At 32.6% G+C, this 24,494-nt stretch carries 20 protein-coding genes; 8 read left to right on the top strand and 12 right to left on the bottom strand.

Features of this window, described 5'->3' with window-relative positions; translation table 11 throughout:
• Positions 1–5 precede the first annotated feature (5 nt).
• The 3 genes from mqo to B3578_RS04905 all read right to left on the bottom strand — a co-directional run bounded on the left by mqo (position 6) and on the right by B3578_RS04905 (position 3,678).
• Positions 6–1,481, bottom strand: coding sequence for a malate dehydrogenase (quinone) (gene mqo / locus B3578_RS04915; RefSeq protein WP_125349636.1), 1,476 nt, complete (start codon positions 1,479–1,481; stop codon positions 6–8).
• Between the two features lie 135 nt (positions 1,482–1,616).
• Entirely contained in the window at positions 1,617–2,117 is a 501-nt protein-coding gene (locus tag B3578_RS04910) for an RDD family protein (protein ID WP_038332867.1), read from the bottom strand.
• Positions 2,118–2,196: 79 nt separating this feature from the next.
• Entirely contained in the window at positions 2,197–3,678 is a 1,482-nt protein-coding gene (locus B3578_RS04905; RefSeq protein WP_038332873.1) for a hypothetical protein, read from the bottom strand.
• 148 nt (positions 3,679–3,826) lie between these two features.
• Here B3578_RS04905 and B3578_RS04900 point away from each other — a divergent pair, with 148 nt between their 5' ends.
• Genes B3578_RS04900 through leuB form a run of 4 tightly spaced genes read left to right on the top strand, consistent with a single transcriptional unit; the run spans position 3,827 to position 8,110 of the window.
• Positions 3,827–5,002: a 2-isopropylmalate synthase gene (locus B3578_RS04900; RefSeq protein WP_221855341.1), complete on the top strand. Its 1,176-nt coding sequence runs from the start codon at positions 3,827–3,829 to the stop codon at positions 5,000–5,002.
• Positions 4,999–6,384 carry a 3-isopropylmalate dehydratase large subunit gene (gene leuC, locus B3578_RS04895; protein ID WP_291047151.1) on the top strand — a complete coding sequence of 462 codons (1,386 nt, stop codon included), beginning with the start codon at positions 4,999–5,001 and terminating at the stop codon, positions 6,382–6,384. Before B3578_RS04900 ends, leuC begins: the two co-directional genes overlap by 4 nt.
• Before the next feature lie 12 nt (positions 6,385–6,396).
• Positions 6,397–6,999, top strand: coding sequence for a 3-isopropylmalate dehydratase small subunit (gene leuD, locus B3578_RS04890; protein ID WP_219034380.1), 603 nt, complete (start codon positions 6,397–6,399; stop codon positions 6,997–6,999).
• Complete coding sequence (gene leuB / locus B3578_RS04885; protein WP_286494786.1) at positions 6,986–8,110, top strand: 3-isopropylmalate dehydrogenase; 1,125 nt, start codon at positions 6,986–6,988, stop codon at positions 8,108–8,110. The genes leuD and leuB overlap by 14 nt, the downstream gene beginning before the upstream one ends.
• An 82-nt stretch (positions 8,111–8,192) precedes the next feature.
• Here the strand turns inward: leuB and groL are convergent, their stop codons facing one another.
• The 9 genes from groL to miaB form a co-directional block, all read right to left on the bottom strand.
• Positions 8,193–9,818 (bottom strand): chaperonin GroEL, encoded by a 1,626-nt coding sequence (gene groL, locus B3578_RS04880; RefSeq protein ID WP_125349630.1) that lies wholly within the window; start codon positions 9,816–9,818, stop codon positions 8,193–8,195.
• A 103-nt stretch (positions 9,819–9,921) separates the two neighbouring features.
• Entirely contained in the window at positions 9,922–10,200 is a 279-nt protein-coding gene (locus B3578_RS04875; protein WP_125349629.1) for a co-chaperone GroES, read from the bottom strand.
• 155 nt (positions 10,201–10,355) lie between these two features.
• Positions 10,356–12,674 carry a zinc-dependent metalloprotease gene (locus tag B3578_RS04870; RefSeq protein ID WP_291047150.1) on the bottom strand — a complete coding sequence of 773 codons (2,319 nt, stop codon included), beginning with the start codon at positions 12,672–12,674 and terminating at the stop codon, positions 10,356–10,358.
• Positions 12,675–12,676: 2 nt separating this feature from the next.
• Positions 12,677–13,102: a hypothetical protein gene (locus B3578_RS04865; protein WP_125349627.1), complete on the bottom strand. Its 426-nt coding sequence runs from the start codon at positions 13,100–13,102 to the stop codon at positions 12,677–12,679.
• 91 nt (positions 13,103–13,193) lie between these two features.
• Positions 13,194–13,544 carry a preprotein translocase subunit SecG gene (gene secG, locus B3578_RS04860; protein ID WP_038332909.1) on the bottom strand — a complete coding sequence of 117 codons (351 nt, stop codon included), beginning with the start codon at positions 13,542–13,544 and terminating at the stop codon, positions 13,194–13,196.
• Positions 13,545–13,548: 4 nt separating this feature from the next.
• Complete coding sequence (locus B3578_RS04855) at positions 13,549–14,760, bottom strand: tetratricopeptide repeat protein (protein ID WP_219034382.1); 1,212 nt, start codon at positions 14,758–14,760, stop codon at positions 13,549–13,551.
• A 23-nt stretch (positions 14,761–14,783) separates the two neighbouring features.
• On the bottom strand, positions 14,784–15,293 hold the full coding sequence (locus tag B3578_RS04850; RefSeq protein WP_125349625.1) for an LptE family protein: 510 nt from the start codon (positions 15,291–15,293) through the stop codon (positions 14,784–14,786).
• Position 15,294: 1 nt separating this feature from the next.
• Positions 15,295–16,566, bottom strand: a complete 1,272-nt coding sequence (locus tag B3578_RS04845; protein ID WP_291047149.1) for a sigma-54 interaction domain-containing protein — start codon at positions 16,564–16,566, stop codon at positions 15,295–15,297.
• A 219-nt stretch (positions 16,567–16,785) separates the two neighbouring features.
• Positions 16,786–18,231: a tRNA (N6-isopentenyl adenosine(37)-C2)-methylthiotransferase MiaB gene (gene miaB, locus B3578_RS04840; protein ID WP_125349623.1), complete on the bottom strand. Its 1,446-nt coding sequence runs from the start codon at positions 18,229–18,231 to the stop codon at positions 16,786–16,788.
• A gap of 122 nt (positions 18,232–18,353) precedes the next feature.
• Between miaB and B3578_RS04835 the strand changes: the two genes are divergently transcribed.
• The 4 genes from B3578_RS04835 to gldK all read left to right on the top strand — a co-directional run bounded on the left by B3578_RS04835 (position 18,354) and on the right by gldK (position 24,470).
• A complete protein-coding gene (locus B3578_RS04835) occupies positions 18,354–19,148 on the top strand; it encodes a hypothetical protein (RefSeq protein WP_125349622.1) in 795 nt (264 codons plus the stop codon).
• Positions 19,149–19,233: 85 nt separating this feature from the next.
• Positions 19,234–21,768 carry a type I DNA topoisomerase gene (topA, locus tag B3578_RS04830; RefSeq protein WP_125349621.1) on the top strand — a complete coding sequence of 845 codons (2,535 nt, stop codon included), beginning with the start codon at positions 19,234–19,236 and terminating at the stop codon, positions 21,766–21,768.
• A 2-nt stretch (positions 21,769–21,770) separates the two neighbouring features.
• Entirely contained in the window at positions 21,771–22,922 is a 1,152-nt protein-coding gene (locus B3578_RS04825) for an arginase family protein (RefSeq protein WP_291047148.1), read from the top strand.
• A 108-nt stretch (positions 22,923–23,030) separates the two neighbouring features.
• The gene (gene gldK / locus B3578_RS04820; protein WP_185144160.1) at positions 23,031–24,470 is read left to right on the top strand and encodes a gliding motility lipoprotein GldK; all 1,440 of its coding nucleotides are present in this window, start codon (positions 23,031–23,033) and stop codon (positions 24,468–24,470) included.
• The last annotated feature ends 24 nt before the right edge of the window (positions 24,471–24,494 follow it).

Here is a 24,494-nt window from a genome sequence, read left to right as displayed (position 1 = left end):
AAATCTTAATCTAAAATTTTAAGCACTTTAGTTGTACGGGCTCTTGATGCTTCAACTAATTCAGCTTGTGCTAAATCTTCACCGTAAGAAGGGATCATTTCTTTGATTGCTTCGTTCCAGTTGTTTTTCATCAAGTCTGGGAAACATTGTTTCATTAAGTTCAACATTGCACTAACAGATGTAGATGCTCCTGGAGAAGCTCCTAATAAGGCAGACATTGTTCCATCTTGAGATGTTACGATTTCTGTACCAAATTTTAAAACTCCTTTTCCATCTTGTTTTTCGATTACTTGAACACGTTGTCCTGCAGTTTGTTCGAACCAATCTTCTAGTTTAGCTTCAGGAAAATATTCTTGTAATTCTTCTACTTTTTTCGCTTTAGATAACATCACTTGTTCTACCAGGTATTTTGTTAAATCGATATTGTTTAATCCACAATTCATCAAAAATCCTACGTTTCCTAAGTTTACAGATTTGAATAAATCGCAATTAGATCCGTATTTTAAGAATTTTGTTGAGAATGTTGCAAATGGACCAAATAATAGAGATTGTTTTCCATCAATAACACGTGTATCTAAGTGAGGAACAGACATTGGTGGTGCACCAATTTTTGCTTTTCCATATACTTTTGCATGATGTTTTTTGATTACTTCTTCGTTTTGACAAATTAACCATTGTCCACCAACTGGGAAGCCACCAAATTTTTTCGATTCTGGAATTCCAGATTTTTGTAACAATAAAATTGCTCCTCCACCTGCACCAATAAATACGAAATCAGCATTAAGTGCTTTGTTATTTCCAGATTTTAAATCTTTTACTTTAACTGCCCATTTTCCGTTGCTAAGACGAGTTAAGTCTTTTACTTCGTGTTCAGTTTCTAACGTGATTTCTTTTTTGTCTTGTAAACCTTTGAAAATTTGACGCGTTAATTCACCAAAATTCACATCAGTTCCCAAGTTCATATGCGTTGCCGCAACTTTTTCATTACCTTTTCTACCGTCAACAATTAATGGAGCCCATTCTCTGATTTTAGAAACATCATCCGAATATTCCATATCCTTAAATAAAGGATGCTGAGATAATTTTTCGTAACGTTTTTTCAAGAAATTTACATCGTCATCGCCCCAAACAAAAGACATATGTGGAGTAGGACGTAAGAATTTTTCTGGAGAAGAAACGTAATTATTTTCGACTAAGTAAGACCAAAACTCTTTCGAAGTTTCAAATTGTTTTGCAATATTAATTGCTTTATCAATATTAACCACTCCATTTTTGTCCATTGGTGTATAATTCAATTCACAAAAAGCAGAGTGACCAGTACCTGCATTATTGAAAGCATCAGAGCTTTCAAATCCAATCTTATCTAATTTTTCGAAAACAGAAATCTTAATAGCCGGATTTATTTTTTTAAGAAGTATGCTTAAAGTAGCACTCATGATACCAGCACCAACTAACACTACCTCTTGAGGTTGTTTTTCCATTTCTCAAAAATATATTTACGTTGCAAAGGTATTAATAAATAGCCTTTTTTGCGAAATAATACGCAGAAAAAACAATGATTTTTTACATAAATTATTGTTTTGAGATAATTTGAATAGATTTTATTTTATAGAAAATTATTCAAACTCAGTTTTTCCAATACTTTCGATGTTGTCTGCTTGTGATAAATCTGCTTCAAAAGCTTTTTTGTTCACAATTGTAGTTTTTGAAATTTTATCGTGCCAACCATTTTCTCCTAAAAAAGTAAGAACATCAAATGGAATTATTCTACAAATACTTCTTGTAAAATAATCTTTCGTTGTAGGTGTAGAACCGTCAATCATCACAACTTTTGTTCCTGTAATAAATTTACCTAATGAACGTCCTTTGGTTAAAAACTCTGATAAAAAAATTAGTAAAACATAAAAAAAGGCTGTGATAACTCTATCAATCAAAGGATTTATATTTTCTAATTGATAAATAATGTCGCTTTCTGGATTAATGATCACAATAACAATTGCTATAAAACCGAAAAATAGCATCGTCAATAAAATGATTGATACATAATCTATAATAAAATTTAAAAAGCGCAATCCTTTGTTCGCTTTATGTTCGCCAACTTTGTAATCTTGGTACATAGTGTTTATGTGTTAATTTAGATGTAAATATATGATAAACACTAAATTTTTAAAATTATTTTATGCAGATAATTTAAGTCTAAATTTTATCCTCCATCCAACGTCTAAGATTAATGTAATTGGTATTTCTTCGCAACAAATTTTGATTGTCCGAATCTTTCAAAAAATCATCTAATTCTCTGAAAGCTTTTACTTTTTCATGTGGGTACAAATCATTCAATTCAATAAAAAATAAACTAATTTTTCGTGTAATAATATTACTATTTTTCATCTTTTTGCAGAATTGATGCGTTTTGTACGAATATGTATCCAATTCTTGATCATTCCCAGAATCATACAAATTCATCATAATCAAAACCAAGGTGTAAAAATGTAAATCTTCTTGAATTGACGCTTCACTATTGATTATTTTTTGACAATACTCGAACGAATTATCCCAATCTTTGTTTAAGAAATAATAGGCAGCAATTTTTAGATAAAGCACCAAAATATGATGATTATCGATTTTATGATGATGCGATTTAATTTCGCGTAAAATATCTTTAATCAAAAATGGACTAATATTTTCTTTCGGATTAATGAAAAAATAATTCAGTTTGCTATTAAATTTATTGATAAACCAAAGCGCTTCCACATTATCATTTTGAGGCAAAATCTCGTAAACAGATTCTAATTTATCAAACCAAAATTTAAATTCTTCAGAATTTTTTTTCAGGTATAAGATCTTTAATAAATAGCTATTTCCTTTAATAAACCAAACTGGATGACTAAGAATTCGTTCTTTTTTCTCGTAAAATAATTCAACCCATTTTTTCGAAAATTCATAGGCAGAGTGTAGGTTTTGCGTTAACATCGACAACCAAACATTTGCTTTGTAAAACCACAGTTTCTCTTTGAATTTTAATTTCTTAAAATCGATATTTTTTGTTTCCGAATCAAAGAAATTCTGAATTTTTTGAATTTCATCATCATCTTTTGCGTATCCATTCTCGAGCAAAATACTATACAATTTTAGCGATAAATTAGACAATTTACTTGCTTGTAAATTCTGTAAACTCAATTCCTCCGATTGTTCAATCAACTGATCTGCACGACCAGAAATACTTCGTGTAATGAATTGTGATTCGATAATTTTTTCGAGTTCTAAAATATCATAAGCAATGGCTTTTTCGTCAAAATCTAAGGCTTGAGTTTTGGCTTTGTCCAACATTTTTAGACTTTGTTTGTGTAAGCCTTTTTGATACAAAATCGTAGCAAAATCAAACTGTTCACGTATTTGCATACGCGAATTTTGTTGCGAAGGATTCATTCTCAAGCTAAACAAAATTTGTTTGTACAAATGCGCTTTTAGATTAGATAATTGTTGTTTCGTGGTAATTTTTTTCTTCAAAATAGCCGTTTCATCATATTCTTCCAACTTATCCAATGCTTCAAATAATAACAAAAATTTTGCATCTGCATTAATTTGCAGACGATTTACATAAAGTTTGAATTGACGTTTTTCGGAACGATTAAGTGACTTTATTAAACTAAATAGTGCGTCTTTGTTATGATTTGACATTGTAATTAAATTATATATAATGTATTGAAAATAAAATGATTATGATAAATATTTTAGCTTTAAGAATTGTAAAACACTTTTCAATTTGAAAATTTAAAGTTAGTACAATTTTAATTTTACATCACAATAACAAACAAAACTAATTGCAATGAGTGCTGAGAAGATTCAAATTTTTGATACGACACTGAGAGATGGAGAGCAAGTGCCGGGGTGTAAGTTAAACAAAAAACAGAAGTTAGAAATTGCGGCTCGATTGGACGAATTAGGCGTTGATATTATCGAGGCTGGTTTTCCAATTTCAAGTCCTGGAGATTTCGAAGCCGTAAATGCAATTTCAAAATTAGTGAAAAATGCCACAGTTTGTGGTTTAACTCGTGCAAACAAAAAAGATATAGAATCTGCAGCTAAAGCTTTACAATATGCCGTAAAACCAAGAATTCATACCGGAATTGGAACTTCGGATTCTCATATTATTCACAAATTTAATTCGAATCGTGAAGCGATTATCGAACGTGCAGTTGAAGCGGTTGCATATGCAAAAACATTTGTAGATGATGTTGAGTTTTATGCTGAAGATGCAGGAAGAACGGATAATGCTTTTCTTGCTCAAGTTTGTGAAGAAGTGATAAAAGCTGGTGCGACGGTTCTTAATATTCCAGACACAACGGGTTATTGTTTGCCTTTTGAGTATGGAAATAAAATTAAATATTTAAAAGATCATGTTCAAGGAATTGATAATGTGATTATTTCTTGCCACAATCATAACGATTTAGGTTTAGCGACAGCGAATGCAGTTGCAGGAGCTATAAATGGAGCACGCCAAATAGAATGTACAATTAATGGAATTGGTGAGCGTGCTGGTAATACGGCCTTGGAAGAAATCGTGATGATTTTTAGACAACACAAAGAATTGAATTTTTATACAGATATCAATGCTCAAATGTTAACAGAATTAAGTCAATTAACTTCTGAAACAATGGGAATGATGGTTCAACCAAACAAAGCAATTGTAGGATCGAATGCTTTTGCGCACAGTTCTGGAATTCATCAAGATGGTGTGATTAAAAACCGTGAAACATACGAAATTATCAATCCAGCAGATGTTGGAGTTAATGAATCCTCTATTATTTTGACAGCTCGTAGCGGGCGTTCGGCGTTAGCTTATCGTCTAAAAGATATCGGTTTCGATACATCTAAAAATGAATTAGATATTTTATATGAACAATTTTTAGAAATTGCAGATTTGAAGAAAGAAGTTGTTCGTGAAGATTTACTTGGATTAATGCATCAGTTTAATCAAACATCACAGAGAAAATTCGCATGAGAACATTATTCGATAAAGTGTGGGATGCCCATGTTGTCAGCCAAGTAGAAAATGGACCACAAGTGATTTATATTGATAAACATTTAATTCACGAAGTAACAAGTCCACAAGCTTTTGCAGAATTAGAAGCGAGAAATATTCCAATTTTTCGACCAAATCAAATTGTTGCAACTGCGGATCACAATGTACCAACGATTAATCAAGATAAGCCAGTTCGAGATCCATTATCAAAACAACAATTAGAGCAATTAGCGATTAATTGCGAAAAAAATAATATTACTTTTTATGGTTTAGGTCATCCGTATCAAGGAATTGTTCACATTATTGCGCCAGAATTGGGTGTTACGCAACCAGGAATGAGCATGGTTTGTGGCGATAGTCACACATCTACGCATGGAGCTTTTGGAGCAATTGCTTTCGGAATTGGAACAAGTCAAGTTGCACAGGTTTTTGCTAGTCAATGTTTGTTGATGAATAAACCAAAATCGATGCGAATTACAGTTAATGGAAAACTGAATCCAAATGTTCAACCAAAAGATGTGATTTTATATATCATTTCTAAAGTGGGAACAAATGCAGGAACTGGTTATTTCTGTGAATACGCTGGAGATGTTTTCGAGAATATGTCGATGGAAGGTCGAATGACAGTTTGTAATATGTCGATAGAAATGGGCGCTCGTGGTGGAATGATTGCACCAGATGAAACAACTTTTGCTTATTTAAAAGATAAACCATTTGCACCGAAAGGAGAAGATTGGGAGCAAAAAGTAGCATATTGGAAAACTTTACCAAGTGATACTGATGCAATTTTTGATGAAGAAATAGAATTTGACGCTGCGGATATTTATCCAATGATTACGTTTGGTACGAATCCAGGAATGGGAATTTCGGTGAAAGATATCATTCCATCAAAAGATTCATTAAGCGATAATGAAAAAGAATCGTTTGAAAAAGCGTTGAAATATATGGGATTCCAAGATAATCAATCGATTATCAATCATCCAATTGATTATGTGTTTATCGGAAGTTGTACCAATGCGAGAATCGAAGATTTGCGTGAAGTGGCAAATTATGTAAAAGGAAAACAGCGCAATGAAAATGTAACAGCGTGGATTGTTCCAGGATCGAAACAAGTAGAAAAACAAGCGATAGAAGAGGGTTTGGATAAAATTTTTGAAGCCTCTGGATTCAGATTGCGCGAACCAGGTTGTTCGGCTTGTTTGGCGATGAACGACGATAAAGTTCCAGAAGGAAAATATTGTGTTTCGACTTCGAATAGAAATTTTGAAGGACGTCAAGGTCCAAATTCTCGTACATTATTAGCAAGTCCTTTGATTGCTGCTGCTGCTGCAATTCACGGAAAAATTGTTGATATCAATTAAAATTTACTCAAAATGGATTCAATCAATCAATTAAAATCATCGGCTGTTCCGATTAAAATAGAAAATATAGATACCGATCAAATTATTCCAGCTCGTTTTTTGAAAGCGATTAGTAGAGAAGGTTTTGGAGATAATTTATTCAGAGATTGGCGATTTAATCAAGATAATCAATCAATTGATAATTTCCCGCTGAATGATTCAAAATATGCTGGAAAAATATTAGTTGCAGGTAAAAATTTTGGTTGTGGAAGTAGCCGAGAACACGCTGCTTGGGCAATCAAAGATTACGGATTTGATGTGGTAATTAGTAGTTATTTTGCAGATATTTTCAAAGGAAATGCATTGAATAACGGAATTTTACCAATCGTTGTTTCAGATGAAATTTTAAATCAAATCTTTGAGATCATCGATCAAAATCCTTCAACAGAATTTGAAGTTAATTTAGAAAATCAAACCTTAAAAATTCAAGATCAAACCATCAACTTTGATGTTGATTCTTATAAAAAAATCTGTTTATTAAATGGATATGATGACATTGATTTTTTAATCAGTCAAAAAGATAAAATAGAAACTTACGAACAAAACCATAAATCTTTACAACATGAAAACGCATAAAATTGCAGTACTTTCTGGCGATGGAATAGGACCAGAAGTCGTTTCGGAAACAATAAAAGTTCTGAAAGTCGTTGAACAAATTTTTAAATATAATTTCGAATTTGAGGAAGCTTTGATTGGTGCAATTGCGATTGACGAAACGGGAAATCCTTTGCCTGATGCGACATTGCAATTATGTAAAGATGCAGATGCGGTTTTGTTTGGTTCTATTGGTGATCCAAAATATGACAATAATCCGAACGCTAAAGTTCGTCCCGAACAAGGTTTGTTAAAGCTAAGAAAGGAACTTGGTTTATTTGCAAATATCCGTCCAATCAAGGCTTACGAATCTTTGTTGGGGAAAAGTCCATTGAAACGTTCGCACATCGAAGGAACAGATATGGTTATTTTTCGTGAATTGATTAATGGAATTTATTTCGGAGAAAAATTTACAGCACAAGATGGTTCTCATGCGTATGATACGTGTTCGTACAACAGAAAAGACATTGAGCAAATTACACATTTAGCTTTTCAGGAAGCAATGAAGCGTCGCAAAAAAGTAACGTTGGTAGACAAGGCAAATGTGTTGGATACCTCTCGTTTATGGCGAAAAGTTGCGATGGATATTAGCCAAAAATATCCTGAAGTTGAATTAGATTTCTTGTTTGTTGATAACGCAGCGATGCAATTAATTATCAATCCAAAACAATTTGATGTGATTTTGACAGAGAATATGTTTGGTGATATTATTTCGGACGAAGGAAGTGTAATTGGAGGAAGTATAGGTTTGTTGCCTTCGGCTTCTATTGGTACAGAAAATGCATTGTTCGAGCCTATTCATGGTTCGTATCCACAAGCAAAAGGAAAAGGAATTGCAAATCCGATGGCTTCTATTTTGAGTGCCGCAATGATGTTGCGTTATTTGGGATTGGAAGAAGGAGCAAAAGCAATAGAAAATGCGGTGGGAAATGCGATTAATAATTTGATTGTAACTTCAGATTTAGATGAAACGAGCGATTATTCGACGTCTGTTGTAGCAAATTATATTGCGAAGATATTATTGAGCGATCATGATCATCATTCATATTTTAATTTTGAAAATGTATTGATGGGGAAATCGACGATTATATAGTTTTTATTATTTATGACTTAATGAAAAAGCCATTCAGAGTTCTGAATGGCTTTTTCTATTGTATATTTTTATGAGTTGATGATTACATCATTCCTGGCATTCCACCTCCCATTGGTGGCATAGCTGGCTCATCTTTTTTAATTTCTGTAACAACCGCCTCAGTAGTAATTAACATACCTGCAACAGAAGCAGCGTTTTCTAATGCAACACGAGCGACTTTAGTTGGATCAATAACTCCAGCCTCGATCATGTTTACATATTCGTCAGTTTTTGCATTGTATCCGAAATCTCCATTTCCTTCTTTTACTTTTGCAACAACTACAGAACCTTCACCACCAGCGTTGTGAACGATTTGGCGTAATGGTTCTTCAACTGCACGCGTTACTATTTTAACACCTGTAGCTTCGTCAGCATTTGTAGTATCGATTGTTAAGTTAGATAAAGCTCTAACAAAAGCAACACCACCACCAGCAACGATACCTTCTTCTACAGCAGCACGAGTTGCGTGTAAAGCATCATCAACACGGTCTTTAATTTCTTTCATTTCAACCTCTGAAGCAGCACCAACGTATAATACAGCAACACCTCCAGCTAATTTAGCTAAACGCTCTTGTAATTTTTCGCGGTCATAGTCAGAAGTAGTTGTTTCTACTTGTGCTTTAATTTGGTTAACACGAGATTTGATTTGCTCTGCATCACCAGCACCATTAACAATAGTTGTATTGTCTTTGTCGATAACTACTCTTTCAGCAGTACCTAACATTTCTAAAGTAGCAGTTTCTAACGTAATTCCTTGCTCTTCAGAAATAACTGTACCTCCTGTTAAGATTGCTATATCTTGTAACATCGCTTTTCTACGATCTCCAAATCCTGGTGCTTTAACAGCAGCAATTTTTAAAGAACCTCTTAAACGGTTCACTACTAAAGTAGCTAAAGCTTGACCTTCAACTTCTTCAGAAATAATTAAGAATGGACGTCCTGATTGAGCAACTGGTTCTAATAAAGGTAAGATTTCTTGTAAGTTAGAGATTTTTTTCTCACATAATAAGATGTAAGGATTCTCTAATTCAGCAATCATTTTATCTGCGTTTGTAACGAAGTAAGGAGATTGATATCCACGATCGAATTGCATTCCCTCTACAACGTCAACGTAAGTTTCTGTTCCTTTTGCTTCTTCAACAGTAATTACTCCTTCTTTTCCAACTTTAGAAAAAGCTTCTGCGATTAATGATCCAATAGTATCATCGTTATTTGCAGAGATAGAAGCAACTTGTTTAATTTTTTCTGATGAATCACCAACTTCTTGAGATTGCTCTCTTAAGTTAGCAACGATTCCAGAAACAGCTTTATCAATACCACGTTTTAAGTCCATTGGGTTCGCACCTGCAGCAACGTTTTTCAAACCTTCGCGAACGATAGCTTGAGCTAAAACTGTAGCAGTTGTAGTACCATCACCTGCAACGTCGTTTGTTTTAGAAGCAACTTCTTTTACCATTTGAGCACCTAAGTTTTCGATTGGATCTTCCAATTCGATTTCTTTTGCTACAGAAACTCCGTCTTTTGTTACATGTGGAGCACCGAAAGATTTTTCTAAAACTACGTTACGACCTTTTGGTCCTAATGTTACTTTAACTGCATTTGCTAATGCATCAACACCTCTTTTTAAAGCGTCTCTTGATTCAATGTCGAATTTAATATCTTTTGCCATTTTTTTTATAAGTTTTGTTGTCTTAAGTCTTAAGTCGAATATAATTAAAAATAAAAAAATAAGTTACTTTGTACTTAATACATTTTACTAATTACAACTAAATTTAGATGATTGCCAAAATATCAGCTTCACGCATGATTAAATAGTCCTTTCCTTCTAATTTTAATTCAGTTCCTGAATATTTTCCGTAAAGAACTTTGTCTCCAATTGCAACAGTTATTGGTTCATCTTTTTTACCATTACCAACTGCTACAACGATTCCTTCTTGAGGTTTCTCTTTTGCTGAATCTGGGATAATAATTCCTGATGCTGTTTTAGTTTCTGCAGGAGCAGGCTCAATAACCACTCGATCTGCTAATGGTTTAATGTTTAATTGTGACATATTTGTATTTTTATTTTAATAATTGATGGTTTTAAATAAACGAAAAACGTGCCAACACACAATTTCTGCCATTATGGATAAGTTAATTTCACTCCTTAAAACAAAAATGCCAAGTTGTATGACAACTTGGCATTTAAAGTGATTTTTATGAATAATTATTTTTTGATAATCACTTTTTTCGTGAATTGTTCGTTACCTGCTTCAATCGAAACAATGTAAACACCATTTGATAAACTAGATAAATTAACTTGTTGAGATTTCGAAGAATTCAATTTGTTTGAGTAAACTGTTCTTCCTGCTAAATCTGTCACCGTAATTTTACCTGTTGTAAATGAGTTTGTAAAATCTAAATTGATTATTCCATTTGAAGGATTTGGAGAAATCGTACCTAAATCTTTTCCTTTTATATCATTTGTAGTTAAAGAACTTTCTATAGAAAAATCAGTAGAGTTAACAGCTAAGAAAACGTTATCAATAGCTTTAATCATAATTCTCGCTTTATTAGTAATTCCTAATCCTGCAGGAACTGTGAATGTATAAGAACCGTTGTTCGGAACTGATTCAGCTAAAACATAATCAAATGTTTTTCCTCCATCAACCGATAATAAAATTTTTACATTTTGTGTGTCAATACCGTTTGCATCAGTTCCTGCAACATTCCAAGTAATTGTAGCAGTGTTATCTTGTTTCCAATTTTCTGCAATTGATTGCGAAGTCACTTTGAATGGACCAAAATTTAGAAAGTTTAACTGAACATTTTGTCGAGCGGTTAATCCAACTTCAGAATTATTGTCACGAACTGTTACAGAGAAATTCATTGTACGAGGAACTGAAGGAATGACTTCCCAATTGTTTTTATCGTAATTTGAAACGTTTGACAGATATAGATTTGTTTGAAATACTAATTCATTTGAAATAATTTTTTCTAAACGAGGAAAATAGCGAATTCCAACTTTTTGTGGAGAGAATGATCTGAAATTTGGGCCTTGAGAATTAGAGGAAATAGGAGGAAGTGATTTAATAGAAGTTTCAGAAACTTCAGGATTCATCTGCTCCCAAGAATATGTTAATTGATCATTATTTGAGTCAGTGGCTAATGTTTCTAAAGCAAATGCAGTTGAAATTGGAATGTTATATTTTGTTTTCAAGTTAGAAGCTATAATAGGTGCAGCATTAGTTGTTGTAACGAATTGTCCACAATTCACATAATTTAGCACTTTTGCCATTTCTTCTAAACTTTTTGTATGGAAATATGCATCACTTTGATTTTGTACGTTTGGTGAACAGATACCAGTGTAAGCCATAATTGTAGAACCACTTCCAGGTTCAACAGAACTGTTAAGTGTACGATTACAATTGTTGTTTTGTGTATGGTAGGCACCTAATTGATGACCAATTTCGTGGGCAGTATAATCAATATCAAAAGCATCCCCAATAGGAACTATTGTACCAGTCACTCCTCCTGCTTTTGCTCTATCATTACAAACTGCTGGCGTATTGGCTAATCCATTTGAATTATTATCATTCACTTGAAAAAATAAATGACCAATATCGTAGTTAGCAACTCCAATAACATTATTTGTAACAGTAATATTTTCCTCAAGATTGTAATTTGCTGCAGAATTAGAATTAATATTAGGGTCTTGGAAAGAATCAGAATCAATAAAAAATAATTGATCAGTATTTGGAATTAATTCTAAAAAAACACCAACATCATTTTTTAAAACGCCATTAATTCGTGTGAGTGATAAATTGACTGCAGCTAATATTGACGCTTTCTTTTGAGCTTCTGTACCAGATGATAAATTAGCTTGTTTGATTACAAAATCTGAATACTCAGTCGTTGTTGTAATGGCTAATCTAAATTTTCTTAAACTTCCATTTTGAGTTGCTGTTCGAGAAGATTGTTTAATAGTTTCAAAATTCAAATTATCTATCCCAAGAGCACTTTCAGAAGGTTCTGTAGCACATTTGAAAGAATTTGTATTAACTAAATCTTTTTTATCATACACAATATATGACGCTTTATTTTTGGTGTAAGCGTCTATTAACACTGTTTTATTGCCGTTTGAAACTAAACCATACAAACCAAATTGAGGAGATAAACTAAAATTGATTTTCTCTGTCAAATCATTTGTATTGTATCCAGAAAAAGATTTTATATCTGGGTATTTAGTTTGTAATTCAGGAGATAAATTTGAGGTTTCTACAATACGATATGTATTAAACTTTCCGTTCTCAGTTGGAAATTTTAATAAAAAATTTTGTTGATTCGTATTGTTTAAATAGTTCACCAAATTATCATAAGCTAAGTCTAATTTAACCGATTTAGTTGGTATATGTGCTCTTGGATTTAATTGCTCTTTAGAAATATTTCCTTTCGCATTGGTAGTTTTCCAAAAGTTTTGTTGAGCAAATAAGTTTGTGCTAAATGCAAGACAAATAAGTAAATATTTAGATGTATATTTTTCCATTTTTATTTAGTTTTTACTAAAATCTTCTCTACAGATTTAGGTACAATCATCATCAATAAATTTGAAGAATCTTGTGTTTGATTAATTCCTTTTATAGGTGTTAAATGTAAATTATAAATCTTTTCATTACCAGTAATAGAATCAATATTATATGAATTAATATGTTTTTGAGGAATCAAAATTATTTGATTTTGTTCATAATCAATAACGAAACGAGGTAATGATTTATTGTAATCTTTTGGTAATGTGGCATACATGTTGTTTAATTCAGTTTCATTTTTGAAGAAATGTGTTCCTGATAATTCATATTGCGCAGAAAAAGTTGTGAGTAATTGATAATTTTCTTTTGGAATTTTCTGATATACTTTTTGACCAACACAGCTTATAAAAGTAAGTAAGATGGTTATAAATGAAACGAATGTTTTCATAATTTAGGTTTTGATAAATTTAAAGATAATATTAATCAATCAACAAAAAAAGCCTCACAATTTGTGAGGCTTGTATATTTTCTTATCAAAATTACTTCGCTGGTTGAGCTGGTAATTGATTTTGACTTGCTCCGTTTGCAGCAGGTTGCGTTGGTAAATTATTAGCTGGTGCCGTAACATTTGGCTTAATTGGTTTTATCGCATTTGGATTTTCATGCGAAGCACTTGCTCCAATAATCAATACGATTACAGCGATAAATAATCCCCAAGTTGTGTTGTCTAAGAATTTATTCGTTCTTTGAACTCCAAACATTTGGCTTCCTCCGCCACCTCCGAAAGTAGAAGATAATCCTCCTCCTTTAGGGTTTTGAGATAATACGATTAGTACTAATAATACACATAAAATCATGATAATAATCATGAAAAACTGAAATAGTCCCATTTTATTATTTAGAGTTTTTTAAATTTTCAATTTCTTTAATTCGATTTGCAAATAAACTATTTTTTTCTGGATATTTCAAAATTAATATCTTATAAGCTTTAATTGCCTTATCATATTTTTTTTGCTCAATATAAATTTGAGCCAAAGTTTCGGTCATCAAATCCGAATATTCTTCCGTATTCTGAACGAAATTTGATGGTGTGTTAACTGGTGTAATATCCGTTTTTTTCATCGGAACGATTTTCGGATTTTTTTCCAAAAAGTCATCAATCAACTTATATTTTATTTCTCTTTCTGCAATTTCTTGCTCTTCCTCAATCTCTTGTTGAGTTTTTGATTGAGAAGGAACTTTCTTCAACCAATCCGAAAAAGAGAACGTCGAATCATCCGAATTATTTTCAATGATTTCTACTTTTTCTTCAATCGTTTCAGGTTCAGATTCTTCAATTACCTCCGCATTTTCAGACAATCCTTCTATAATTTCTTCTTCCTGATTATCTTCAATTGTTTCAATTACCTGCTGAGGTTCAGATTCAATAATTTCAATTCCAGAAGTTTGTTGAACAGCATTTTCGATATCATTCTCAGAAGTTAAATTTTCTTCTTTCGAATTATTTTCTACCACAACTTTATTCGTGATTTCAGCAACTTCGTTCAATTCTTCATCCGAAATAATATCAACAACATGATCTGTTCTCAATTCAGATTCTTCTGTATCATTTTCGATCATTTCGTCTACAATATCTTCATTGATTTCTTCTGAATTAGTTTCAGAAACAACTTCAATTTCTTGGTTTAATTCTTCTTCTTTTTCTTCAATGATTTCATCAATAACTTCAACTGTTTCGTTATTGTTTTCGATGATTTCAGAAGTAGAATTTTCTAAAATTGGTTCAGAAATAATTTCGTTTTCAACTAATTCTTCCATTATTTCTTCTTCCATTTCAGGAGAAATAGTTTCAGTTTTTGTTTGAATTTCTTTTTGAATTGGTTCTGAATTGATGTAATGATACAAATCGACACGATTGCTACTGTGAATTGAAGTTTTGTTCAAATAATCCTCAAAAGAAGGATGATTTTCCTTTTTTAAACCATAAAGTAATAAAGCGCGCAATGTGTAGAAATACGGATATTTTTCTACCTCTTTTTTAAGAAGTGGAATGTCCGATTTCTCAACTTCGTACGGATGTGCTACTAAATATTCAATTCTGGTCATTGCTCAAATATAAGGTTATTTTTTTACCAATCCATCGCAATAGACGCAAAAACTTGGTCGCGAATATCATCAATAATTAAAGGAACAATTGACGATTCTACAGCGCTTAACATTGCATTTCCGTCATATAATTGGAAAGCAGAAAATGTTCTGTCATAACTTTTTGATTCGTCTTTATTGTTGATGTATCGAACTTTTACATAAATCGTCAAACGGTTTTTTGCCGCAATATCATTTGATTGAATTGCTTCTGGAACAACATCGTATCCCGTAATTTCACCTTCGATAATTAAGTCAGAATTTTCATTCGAATTTAACTTTAACTTCGTTCTACTTCTAAAAATATCTTGAATCGCAATCGTTAAATCTTGACTCAAAGTAGGATTTTGTTGAGGTGCGTAATTCGGAAAAGTTGCCACATAAATTGTGTTCCAATCTGGTTGAATTGCTGCTCCCGAAAGTGAATATTTTATACATCCTGTTAAACTAAAAATAGCAAAAATACTAAGGACGAATAGTTTTATTTTGTTCATATTACAAATGATATTGTTTGATTTTTCGGTACAATGTTCGCTCAGAAATTCCCAATTCGTCAGACGCCATTTTACGTTTTCCTTTGTGTTTTTCCAACGCCAATTTTATCATTTCCTTTTCATTATCTTGCAACGAAAGAGATTCTGGTTCTTCGATTGGACTTACATCATATACATCGTTCGAATAATCGTATTGCGATTGTTGATAATTTGGTGTAATTGGAGCAGATTTCGTTGGAACCAAATTATATTGACTTGGCACAAAATCTTCTTCTGGTTCGTTTTGATCTTGATAAACGCGCTGAATCAATTCTTGTGTATTGCCATTAAAATCTTCAACATCTTTGTGTTTGATTAAATCTAATGTTAAAGCACGTAAATCGTTCAAATCTTTTTTCATGTCCAATAAAACTTTGAACAATAATTCACGTTCCATAAAATCAGAAGAACTTCCATCTTTCGATTTATTTGTTACCGTCAACATTGTTGAATTATTGGGTAATAATTCCATGATTTTTTCTAACGAAATCACACGGTCTTTTTCCACAACAGAAACTTGTTCAGCAAAATTTCTTAATTGACGCACATTTCCCGGCCAAGGATAATTCGCAATATAATTTTGGGCTTCTGGAGAAAGCTCAATATGCGGCATTCTGTATTTATTTGCAAAATCTGAAGCAAATTTTCGGAACAATAAATTAATATCTTCCTTACGCTCGCGCAAAGCAGGAATATCAATTTGAACTGTATTTAATCGATAATATAAATCTTCACGAAATTTACCTTTTTCAACAGCTTCTTTCAATTTTACATTCGTTGCAGCAACAACACGAACATTTGTTTTTTGAAGTTCCGAAGAACCAACTTTCATAAATTCACCCGACTCTAAAATACGCAATAAACGCACTTGTGTAGCTAAAGGCAATTCACCAACTTCATCTAAGAAAATAGTTCCACCATCTGCTACTTCAAAATAACCTTTACGTGTTTGTGTAGCGCCTGTAAAAGCACCTTTTTCGTGTCCAAATAATTCAGAATCGATTGTTCCTTCTGGAATCGCACCACAGTTCACTGCAATATAATTGTTGTGTTTGCGTGCAGATTGATTGTGAATAATTTTCGGAATAAATTCTTTACCTACACCACTTTCTCCGATAACAAGAACAGAAATGTCTGTAGGTGCAACCTGAATCGCCTTTTCTAAAGCACGATTCAAGGCTATATTATTTCCAATGATTCCAAAACGTTGTTTGATAGTTTGTAAAGAATCCATTTTTTTATTTTTTAGGTTTTTGAAAAATGATCTATCAAATTTCAATTATTGTCTTATTAAAACCGTCATTTCGAGTAAAATTCTTTAGAATTTTGTATCGAGAAAAAGGTTTTAAACTATTAAAATTCTATTCTCGATACAATTTTTAATCATTTCATTTATAAAAATCACTCGAATTGACGAATTTTATTTTTAGTATACAATTGACGGATTGATTGTTTATCCTTCTATCATTTCACCAATCAAAGTAGCCGTTGTACAGCTATTTGCTTTTACGTTTACAAAATCTCCTATTTTAGTTCCTTCTACTTTAGGGAAAACTAAAACCGCGTTTTGTGTATTACGTCCGTACCAGAAATTTTCGTCACGTTTAGAGTTTCCTTCAATCAAAACTTCATGAGTTTTTCCAACATAACTATTCATACGCTCTGCAGAGTGTTTTTGTTGCATTTCGATGATTTCTTGTAAACGACGTTTTTTATCTTCTGGTAAAACATCATCAGGCATTTTTTTGTGCGCTGGCGTTCCTGGACGCTCAGAATAAGCGAACATATAACCGAAATCATATTTCACATATTCCATTAACGATAATGTATCTTGATGTTCTTCTTCTGTTTCGCCACAGAAACCTGCAATCATATCGTGAGATAAAGCACAATCTGGAACGATACGTCGAATTTTATCAATCAATTCGAAATATTCTTCACGAGTATGTTGACGATTCATACGTGCTAAGACAGTAGTAGAACCCGATTGAACAGGTAAGTGAATGTATTTACAAATATTTTTGTGTTTCGCCATCATTTGCAATACGCCTTCTTCCATATCTTGTGGATTAGAAGTTGAAAAACGTAAACGAATGTTAGGAAACTGCGTAGCAACCATGTCTAATAATTGAGCAAAATCTACAGCAGTCGCTTTCTGAATATCAGTTGCATTTTTGAAATCTTTTTTTGGTCCTCCACCATACCATAAATATGAATCGACATTTTGACCTAAAAGTGTAATTTCTTTGTAACCAGATTCTGCTAATTCTTTACATTCATTCAAGATTGAGTGAGGATCACGAGAACGCTCACGACCACGCGTAAAAGGAACAACACAGAATGTACACATGTTATCACAGCCACGAGTAATCGTAACAAAGGCTGTAACGCCATTTCCACCTAAACGAACAGGAGAAATTTCGGCATATGTTTCTTCTTTTGATAATTGTACGTTTACCGCATCACGACCATCTTCTACATCGTTGATTAAGTTTGGTAAATCGCGGTAAGCATCTGGTCCTACAACGATATCTACTAAATGTTCTTCTTCTAAGAATTTATGTTTCAAACGTTCCGCCATACAACCTAAAACTCCAATTTTAAGACTTGGATTTTGTTTTTTGATTGCGTTTAAAGTTCCTAAACGTTTACGAACTGTTTGTTCCGCTTTTTCACGAATAGAACAAGTGTTTAAAAGAATTAAATCTGCTTCGTCAACTTTTTGAGTGGTTTGATAACCTTCGTTATTTAGAATAGATGCAACAATTTCACTATCCGAGAAATTCATTTGACATCCGTAACTTTCTAAGAATAATTTCTTTGTTGCATTACGAGTAGGAGCAGTCATCAAAGCCTCTCCTTGTCTTGCTTCATCTATATGTTTTTCTTCTGTATGCATTCTAAAATGGATATTTTATCGTGCAAAAATAATAAATCTATGTGACATATTGGCAGTAAAATTTTCTTTTGCATTTTATTAACATTTTGTAGATTTGAGGAAATCTAAAAAAATATAAAACTATGGATGATAGAATTAGACAAAGAATAGAAGAAATTAAACAACGAGGAGTAAATATAAACGTTGGCGATATTTTTTCAAAATCATGGGAAATTTTTTCAGGAATCGCTTTATATGCAATTCTTGCAATTGTAATAACATTCGCAATTAGTTTCATGATTAATTTCTTCTTAGGATTAATCATTTCAGCACCAACTATGGTTATTAATGATCCATCTGATTTAAATGAAGTGTTTGCAGAAGCATCATCTCCTTTAGCGTGGGTGAGTAATATTGTTAGTATTGTAGTTGCAGCAGCTTTAGCACCGATTACAGTAAGTATTTTGACAATGGCTAAAAAATTTAATAAACATCAAAATCCTGATTTTTCAGATTTGTTTGTTCATTATAAAGATGGAAAATTTGGTGTGATTTTTACAACATATTTAGCTGTTCAATTTTTAGGATTCATAGGTATTTTATTATGTATTGTACCTGGATTTATTTTCTATGTTACATCAATACTAGCAATTCCTTTTGTATTGTTTACAAGTTTTACTACAACGGAAGCTATAAAATCAAGTGTAAGTATTTTATTTAAAAACTTCGGATCAGCATTTGTTTTTTGTTTGGCTTGTTTTGGAGTTGCAATTTTAGGCGTACTTGCTTGTGGAGTTGGATTATTAGTAGCAATGCCTCTAATTTATATTGCTACATATGTTTTATATGAAACAGTTATAGGAACAGAAGACAATGAACAATCAGAAATAGACCAAATAGGAACAGATATTTACAAGGATAATCCTTACATGAAATAGACAAAATTATGAAGCAGTTGAAAATCATTTTTGGCTGCTTCATTTTTTTGTTATTAATTTTGCAGAAATTTTTTAAGAAAACAATATGTCTAAAAATCTCGTTATTGTTGAGTCCCCAGCAAAAGCTAAAACCATTCAAGGTTTTTTAGGTGATGATTTTATCGTGGAATCAAGTTTTGGTCACGTGGTCGATTTACCAAAGAAAGGAATGGGAATCGAAATCGAGAATCATTATAAGCCAATATACGAAGTAACACCTGATAAAAAGGAGGTTGTAAGTAAACTGAAAAAATTGTCTTCGAAAGCCCAAACAATTTGGTTAGCATCCGATGAGGACCGCGAAGGAGAAGCAATTTCTTGGCATTTGTATCACGTTCTTGGATTAGAAAAGAAAGATACAAAACGTATTGTTTTTAATGAAATTACAAAAAAAGCGATTCAACGTGCGGTAGAAAATCCACGTCAAATTGATGAGAATTTGGTTGATGCACAACAAGCTCGTCGTGTTTTGGACAGATTAGTTGGTTTCGAAATGTCGCCAATTTTATGGAAAAAAATCAAACCAGGCTTATCTGCAGGTCGTGTTCAATCAGTTTCTGTTCGATTAATTGTTGAACGTGAAAAAGAAATTCAAAATTTTGTTCCAGTTTCGTCATATAAATTCATTGCAATTTTCGAAACAAATGAGGGAAGAACATTAAAAGCAGTTTTAACAAAAGAATTTTCTACGTTAAAAGAAGCCGAAGATTTCTTAGAAACATGTGTTGGAGCAGATTTTAAAGTAAATGATTTACAAAAGAAACCAGCAAAGCGTACACCTTCAGCACCATTTACAACATCAACTTTGCAACAAGAAGCATCTCGTAAATTAGGTTTTTCAGTTTCAAGAACGATGCGTGTCGCACAACAATTATACGAATCTGGACATATCACATATATGAGAACAGATAGTGTGAATTTGTCTGATGATGCATTAACAGCAGTAAAAGCTGAGATAGAATCTGCTTACGGAAACAAATATGTTGAGATAAGAAAATATAAAAACAAAAATTCATCTGCACAAGAAGCGCACGAAGCGATTCGTCCAACGCATTTCGAAAATCATTCAATAAATGCAGACGATTCTATGCGAAAATTGTACGAATTAATTTGGAAACGTACAGTTGCTTCTCAAATGGCAAATGCAGAATTGGAACGAACTATTATTGATATTGATAACAACAAAAACAACTTTATTTTCCAAGCGAAAGGAGAAGTAATTGTGTTTGATGGTTTCTTAAAAGTATATCAAGAATCGTTTGACGACGAAGATGCTGATGATGATAAAGTATTATTACCAAGTGTAAAAGTAAATGAGCAATTGAAAGCAGATGAAATAAACGGTACTGAACGTTTTTCTCGTCCTTCGGCTCGTTATACAGAAGCATCTTTGGTAAAAAAATTAGAAGAATTAGGAATTGGTCGTCCATCAACTTATGCGCCAACGATTTCTACAATCCAGAATAGAGGCTATGTGGAAGTTGGGGAATTGGATGGTCAAGAACGAAAATATAATACCTTAACGCTAATCGATAATCAAATCAAAAAAGTTCAACAAAAAGAAATTTTTGGAGCTGATCGTCGCAAATTAATGCCAACTGATATCGGAATTGTGGTAAATGATTTCTTGGTTGATTATTTTACGAATGTGATGGATTACGATTTTACAGCGCGTGTCGAAAATAGTTTTGATGATATTGCGGAAGGTAAATTGAATTGGACAAAAATGATTGATGAATTTTATACGAAATTTCATCATGTTGTAGAAGATGTTCAAGAAAATGCTGATCGTGCAACTGGAGAACGCGAATTAGGAATTGATCCTGTATCGGGTAAAAAAGTGCATGCACGTATTGGACGTTTTGGGCCAATGATTCAGATTGGTGAAGCAGAAGATGAAGAAAAACCTCGCTTTGCAAGTCTTCAAAAACATCAATCTATTCATAATATTACCTTAGAAGAGGCAATGAAATTGTTCGAATTACCAAAAACTTTAGGTGAGTATAAAGCGCACGAAGTAGAAGTGAATATTGGACGTTTTGGACCTTATGTGAAATTTGATGATAAATATATTTCGATTCCGAAAGAGGAAGATCCAATGGATTTATCATTTGATCGTGCAGTAGAATTAATCGAAGAAAAATTAAAAGCTGATGCACCGATTGCACAATACGAAGGGTATGATGTAACAAAAGGAAAAGGACGTTTTGGACCATTTATCAAATGGAATGAATGGTTTATTAATGTTCCGAAAAAATACGATTTCGATCATTTATCTCAAGCTGATATTATCGAATTGATTGAAGATAAAAAACGTAAAGAATCTGAACGTGTTGTTCGCGAATGGTCAGAACAGGAAATTCGATTAGAGAAAGCGCGTTGGGGACGTTATAATTTGATTCAAGGAAAAATAAAAGTTGAGTTATCGAAAGAGACGAATCCAGAAGCGTTGACTTTGGCTGAGGTTGAAAAATTAATAGAAGCTGCGAAACCTAAAAAGAAAGCAGTGACTAAAAAAGCGCCTGCAAAAAAGACAACTGCGAAGAAAACGACAACTAAAAAAACAACGACTAAAAAGTAATAATGTACAACGACTTTTTAAAACCCGTTTCTGAAGAATTACAAGATTTTGCTAAATCTTGTAATTCTTTTGCGTTAGGACAAGCTATAAAATTTCGCGAAGATGTTATCGAAAGCGATGAAAAATCGAACGATAAAATTGCGATTATTGGTGTGACAGAATCTCGTTCGAAACAAAAAGATTTGATCGAAGATGTAGATTTTAGCCTTGTTCGTACACAATTGTACGAATTGCAAATGGGAAATTGGTCGATAGATTTGTACGATTTTGGCGATGTTGTTTATTATGATGATAAAGCCGAAACCGAAAAAGTTTTTAGAGAAGTTACCAACGGATTAATTCGTGATGGATATGTTGTTGTTATTTTGGGTGGAAACCCAAGTTTAGGTTATCAACAATATCGTGCTTATGACGAAATTGTTGATAAAGTTTATTACTTAACAATCGATCATAAATTACGATTAGGAAAAGATGAAGCACAAACAACAGAAAATAATTATTTAACAAAAATTATTTCGAATGAGCCTTTCAATTTATTGGATTATACGAATATCGGTTTTCAAACGTATTTTGTTGCTCAAGAAAAATTAGATTTGTTAGATCAGTTAAATTTTGATGCTGTTCGTTTGGGTGTGATTTCTGAAAATGTAAAAGAAATAGAACCTTATTCGAGAGATGCAAATGCGGCTTTGCTTAATTTATCGAGTTTACAAGGTTCGGATTTCTCTTCTTCAAAAAATATGACGCCAAATGGATTTACTTCACGAGAAATTTGTGCGTTAACAAGATATTTAGGTTTCAGCAATAAATTGACTTCACTTTACGTTTGTGATTATATCGAGAATTATAAAAAATTAGATCATCTATTAATTTCGCAGATGATTTGGTATTTTATTGATGGAAAAAATCACCGTCCAGAGATAAAAAGTTTTGACGATACACAATATTTTGAAAAAATTTTTGTTCCTACAGAAGGATACAATTATATTTTTTACCGAAATGTATTAACCAATCAATTGTGGATAGAAGTTGATAACACTGTTGATGGAGAGCGAAAATTTGAAATTATTCCGTGTTCAGAAAAAGATTATGAGCAAGCCTTGAATGGAGAAATACCGAATAGGTGGTGGAAATATTTCAAAAAATTTTATTAAAAAATAAAGAACAATTTTAAAAATCAATTAATAAATTGCCTTAATTTGTAGCCTTATTAATTGAGAACTAAAAGTATAAAACCTGTATAAAAATAAATCTATAACAGAATGAATAGAATTTTGGTAAGTGCATTGTTGCTATCTCTTTCTTTATCATCATGTAAAATGTTGAAGAACAGAGGGAGTAGTGATAGAAATGATGGACAAATAGTTTCGAAAACATCTTCGGCTTGGACGCCAGTTCGTCCAAAAGGAATGGTTCCGATTCCGAGTGGATCGTTTGTTTTAGGACAAACCGATTACGATTTTACAAAAACAAATGATGCTCCAGTAAAAACGGTTACTGTTACAGGTTTCTTTATGGATGATACAGAGATTACAAACTCTGAGTATCAGTATTTTGTAAATTATGTAAAAGATTCTATCGCTCGTACTGCTTTGGCAAACAAGGCAGAAACTTTAGGTTTTGACCCTATGAATCCAAATAATGGAGCAGGAGGTATTGGTGATTATGCATATATTTCTGGTTCACAAGATGGACAAGGGACGCCATATGATGAATATATTAAAAACAGTAATACAGGTCGTGATGGTCAATCTTTAGATGGTAAGAAATTAAATTGGAAACAGCGTTTGGAGTGGGATAAATACAAATATCCAGATGTAGATTATGCTGAGGTTATGGAAGGATTATATTATCCTCCAGAAGAGCGTATGAATGGAGAAAGACGTATTGATACGCGTAAATTAAACTATTCTTATGTGACAGTTGATCAAACTGCTGCAGCAAAAAAACGTGGTACTTTCCGTGTAGATTTTCGTAAAGAATTTAGTTTAAACATTTATCCTGATACAACAGTTTGGGTAAGAGATTTCAACTATTCGTACAATGATCCAATGCACCAAGACTATTTTTGGCATAAAGCTTATGCAAATTATCCTGTTGTAGGTGTTAACTGGAATCAAGCAACAGCTTTTTGTGATTTCCGCACAAGATATCATAACACAGCATTGAATAATAAAAAGAAAAGAGGAAGTCAAGTAAAAGTTATTAGTTACCGTTTACCAACAGAAATTGAGTGGGAATACGCAGCGAAAGGTGGTTTAGAAAATGCACCTTATCCTTGGGGAGGTCCTTATTTAACAGATGATAGAGGTTGTTATCTAGCGAACTTCAAACCAAAACGTGGAGATTATTTAGAAATCAACGATGGCAAGAAAACTGGTTACATGTATACGGCTCCTATAAAAACATTCCGTGCGAATGGATATGGTCTTTATGACATGGCTGGTAACGTAGCTGAATGGACAAGTTCTCCGTATAACAGATCATCTTATACAATGTCTTCATCACTTAATCCGTCAATTACAATGTCTGGAGAAGTAAATAGAAGTGTAAGAGGAGGATCTTGGAAAGATGTTGGATATTTATTAATGACTTCAGCAAGAGATTGGGAACACAAAGATTCTGCAAGAAGTTTCATCGGATTCCGTACAGTTCAATCTTTCCCAGAAGGATCAAAAGTAAATTTTAGAAAAACCAAATAACCTAATTAATAAAACAATTTAATA

The organism is Empedobacter sp. UBA1574 (assembly GCF_002322895.1).
Classification (GTDB): Bacteria; Bacteroidota; Bacteroidia; order Flavobacteriales; family Weeksellaceae; genus Empedobacter; species Empedobacter falsenii_B.
Note: the sequence above shows the minus strand (reverse complement) of the source record. Positions and strands in the feature narration are given on the sequence as shown.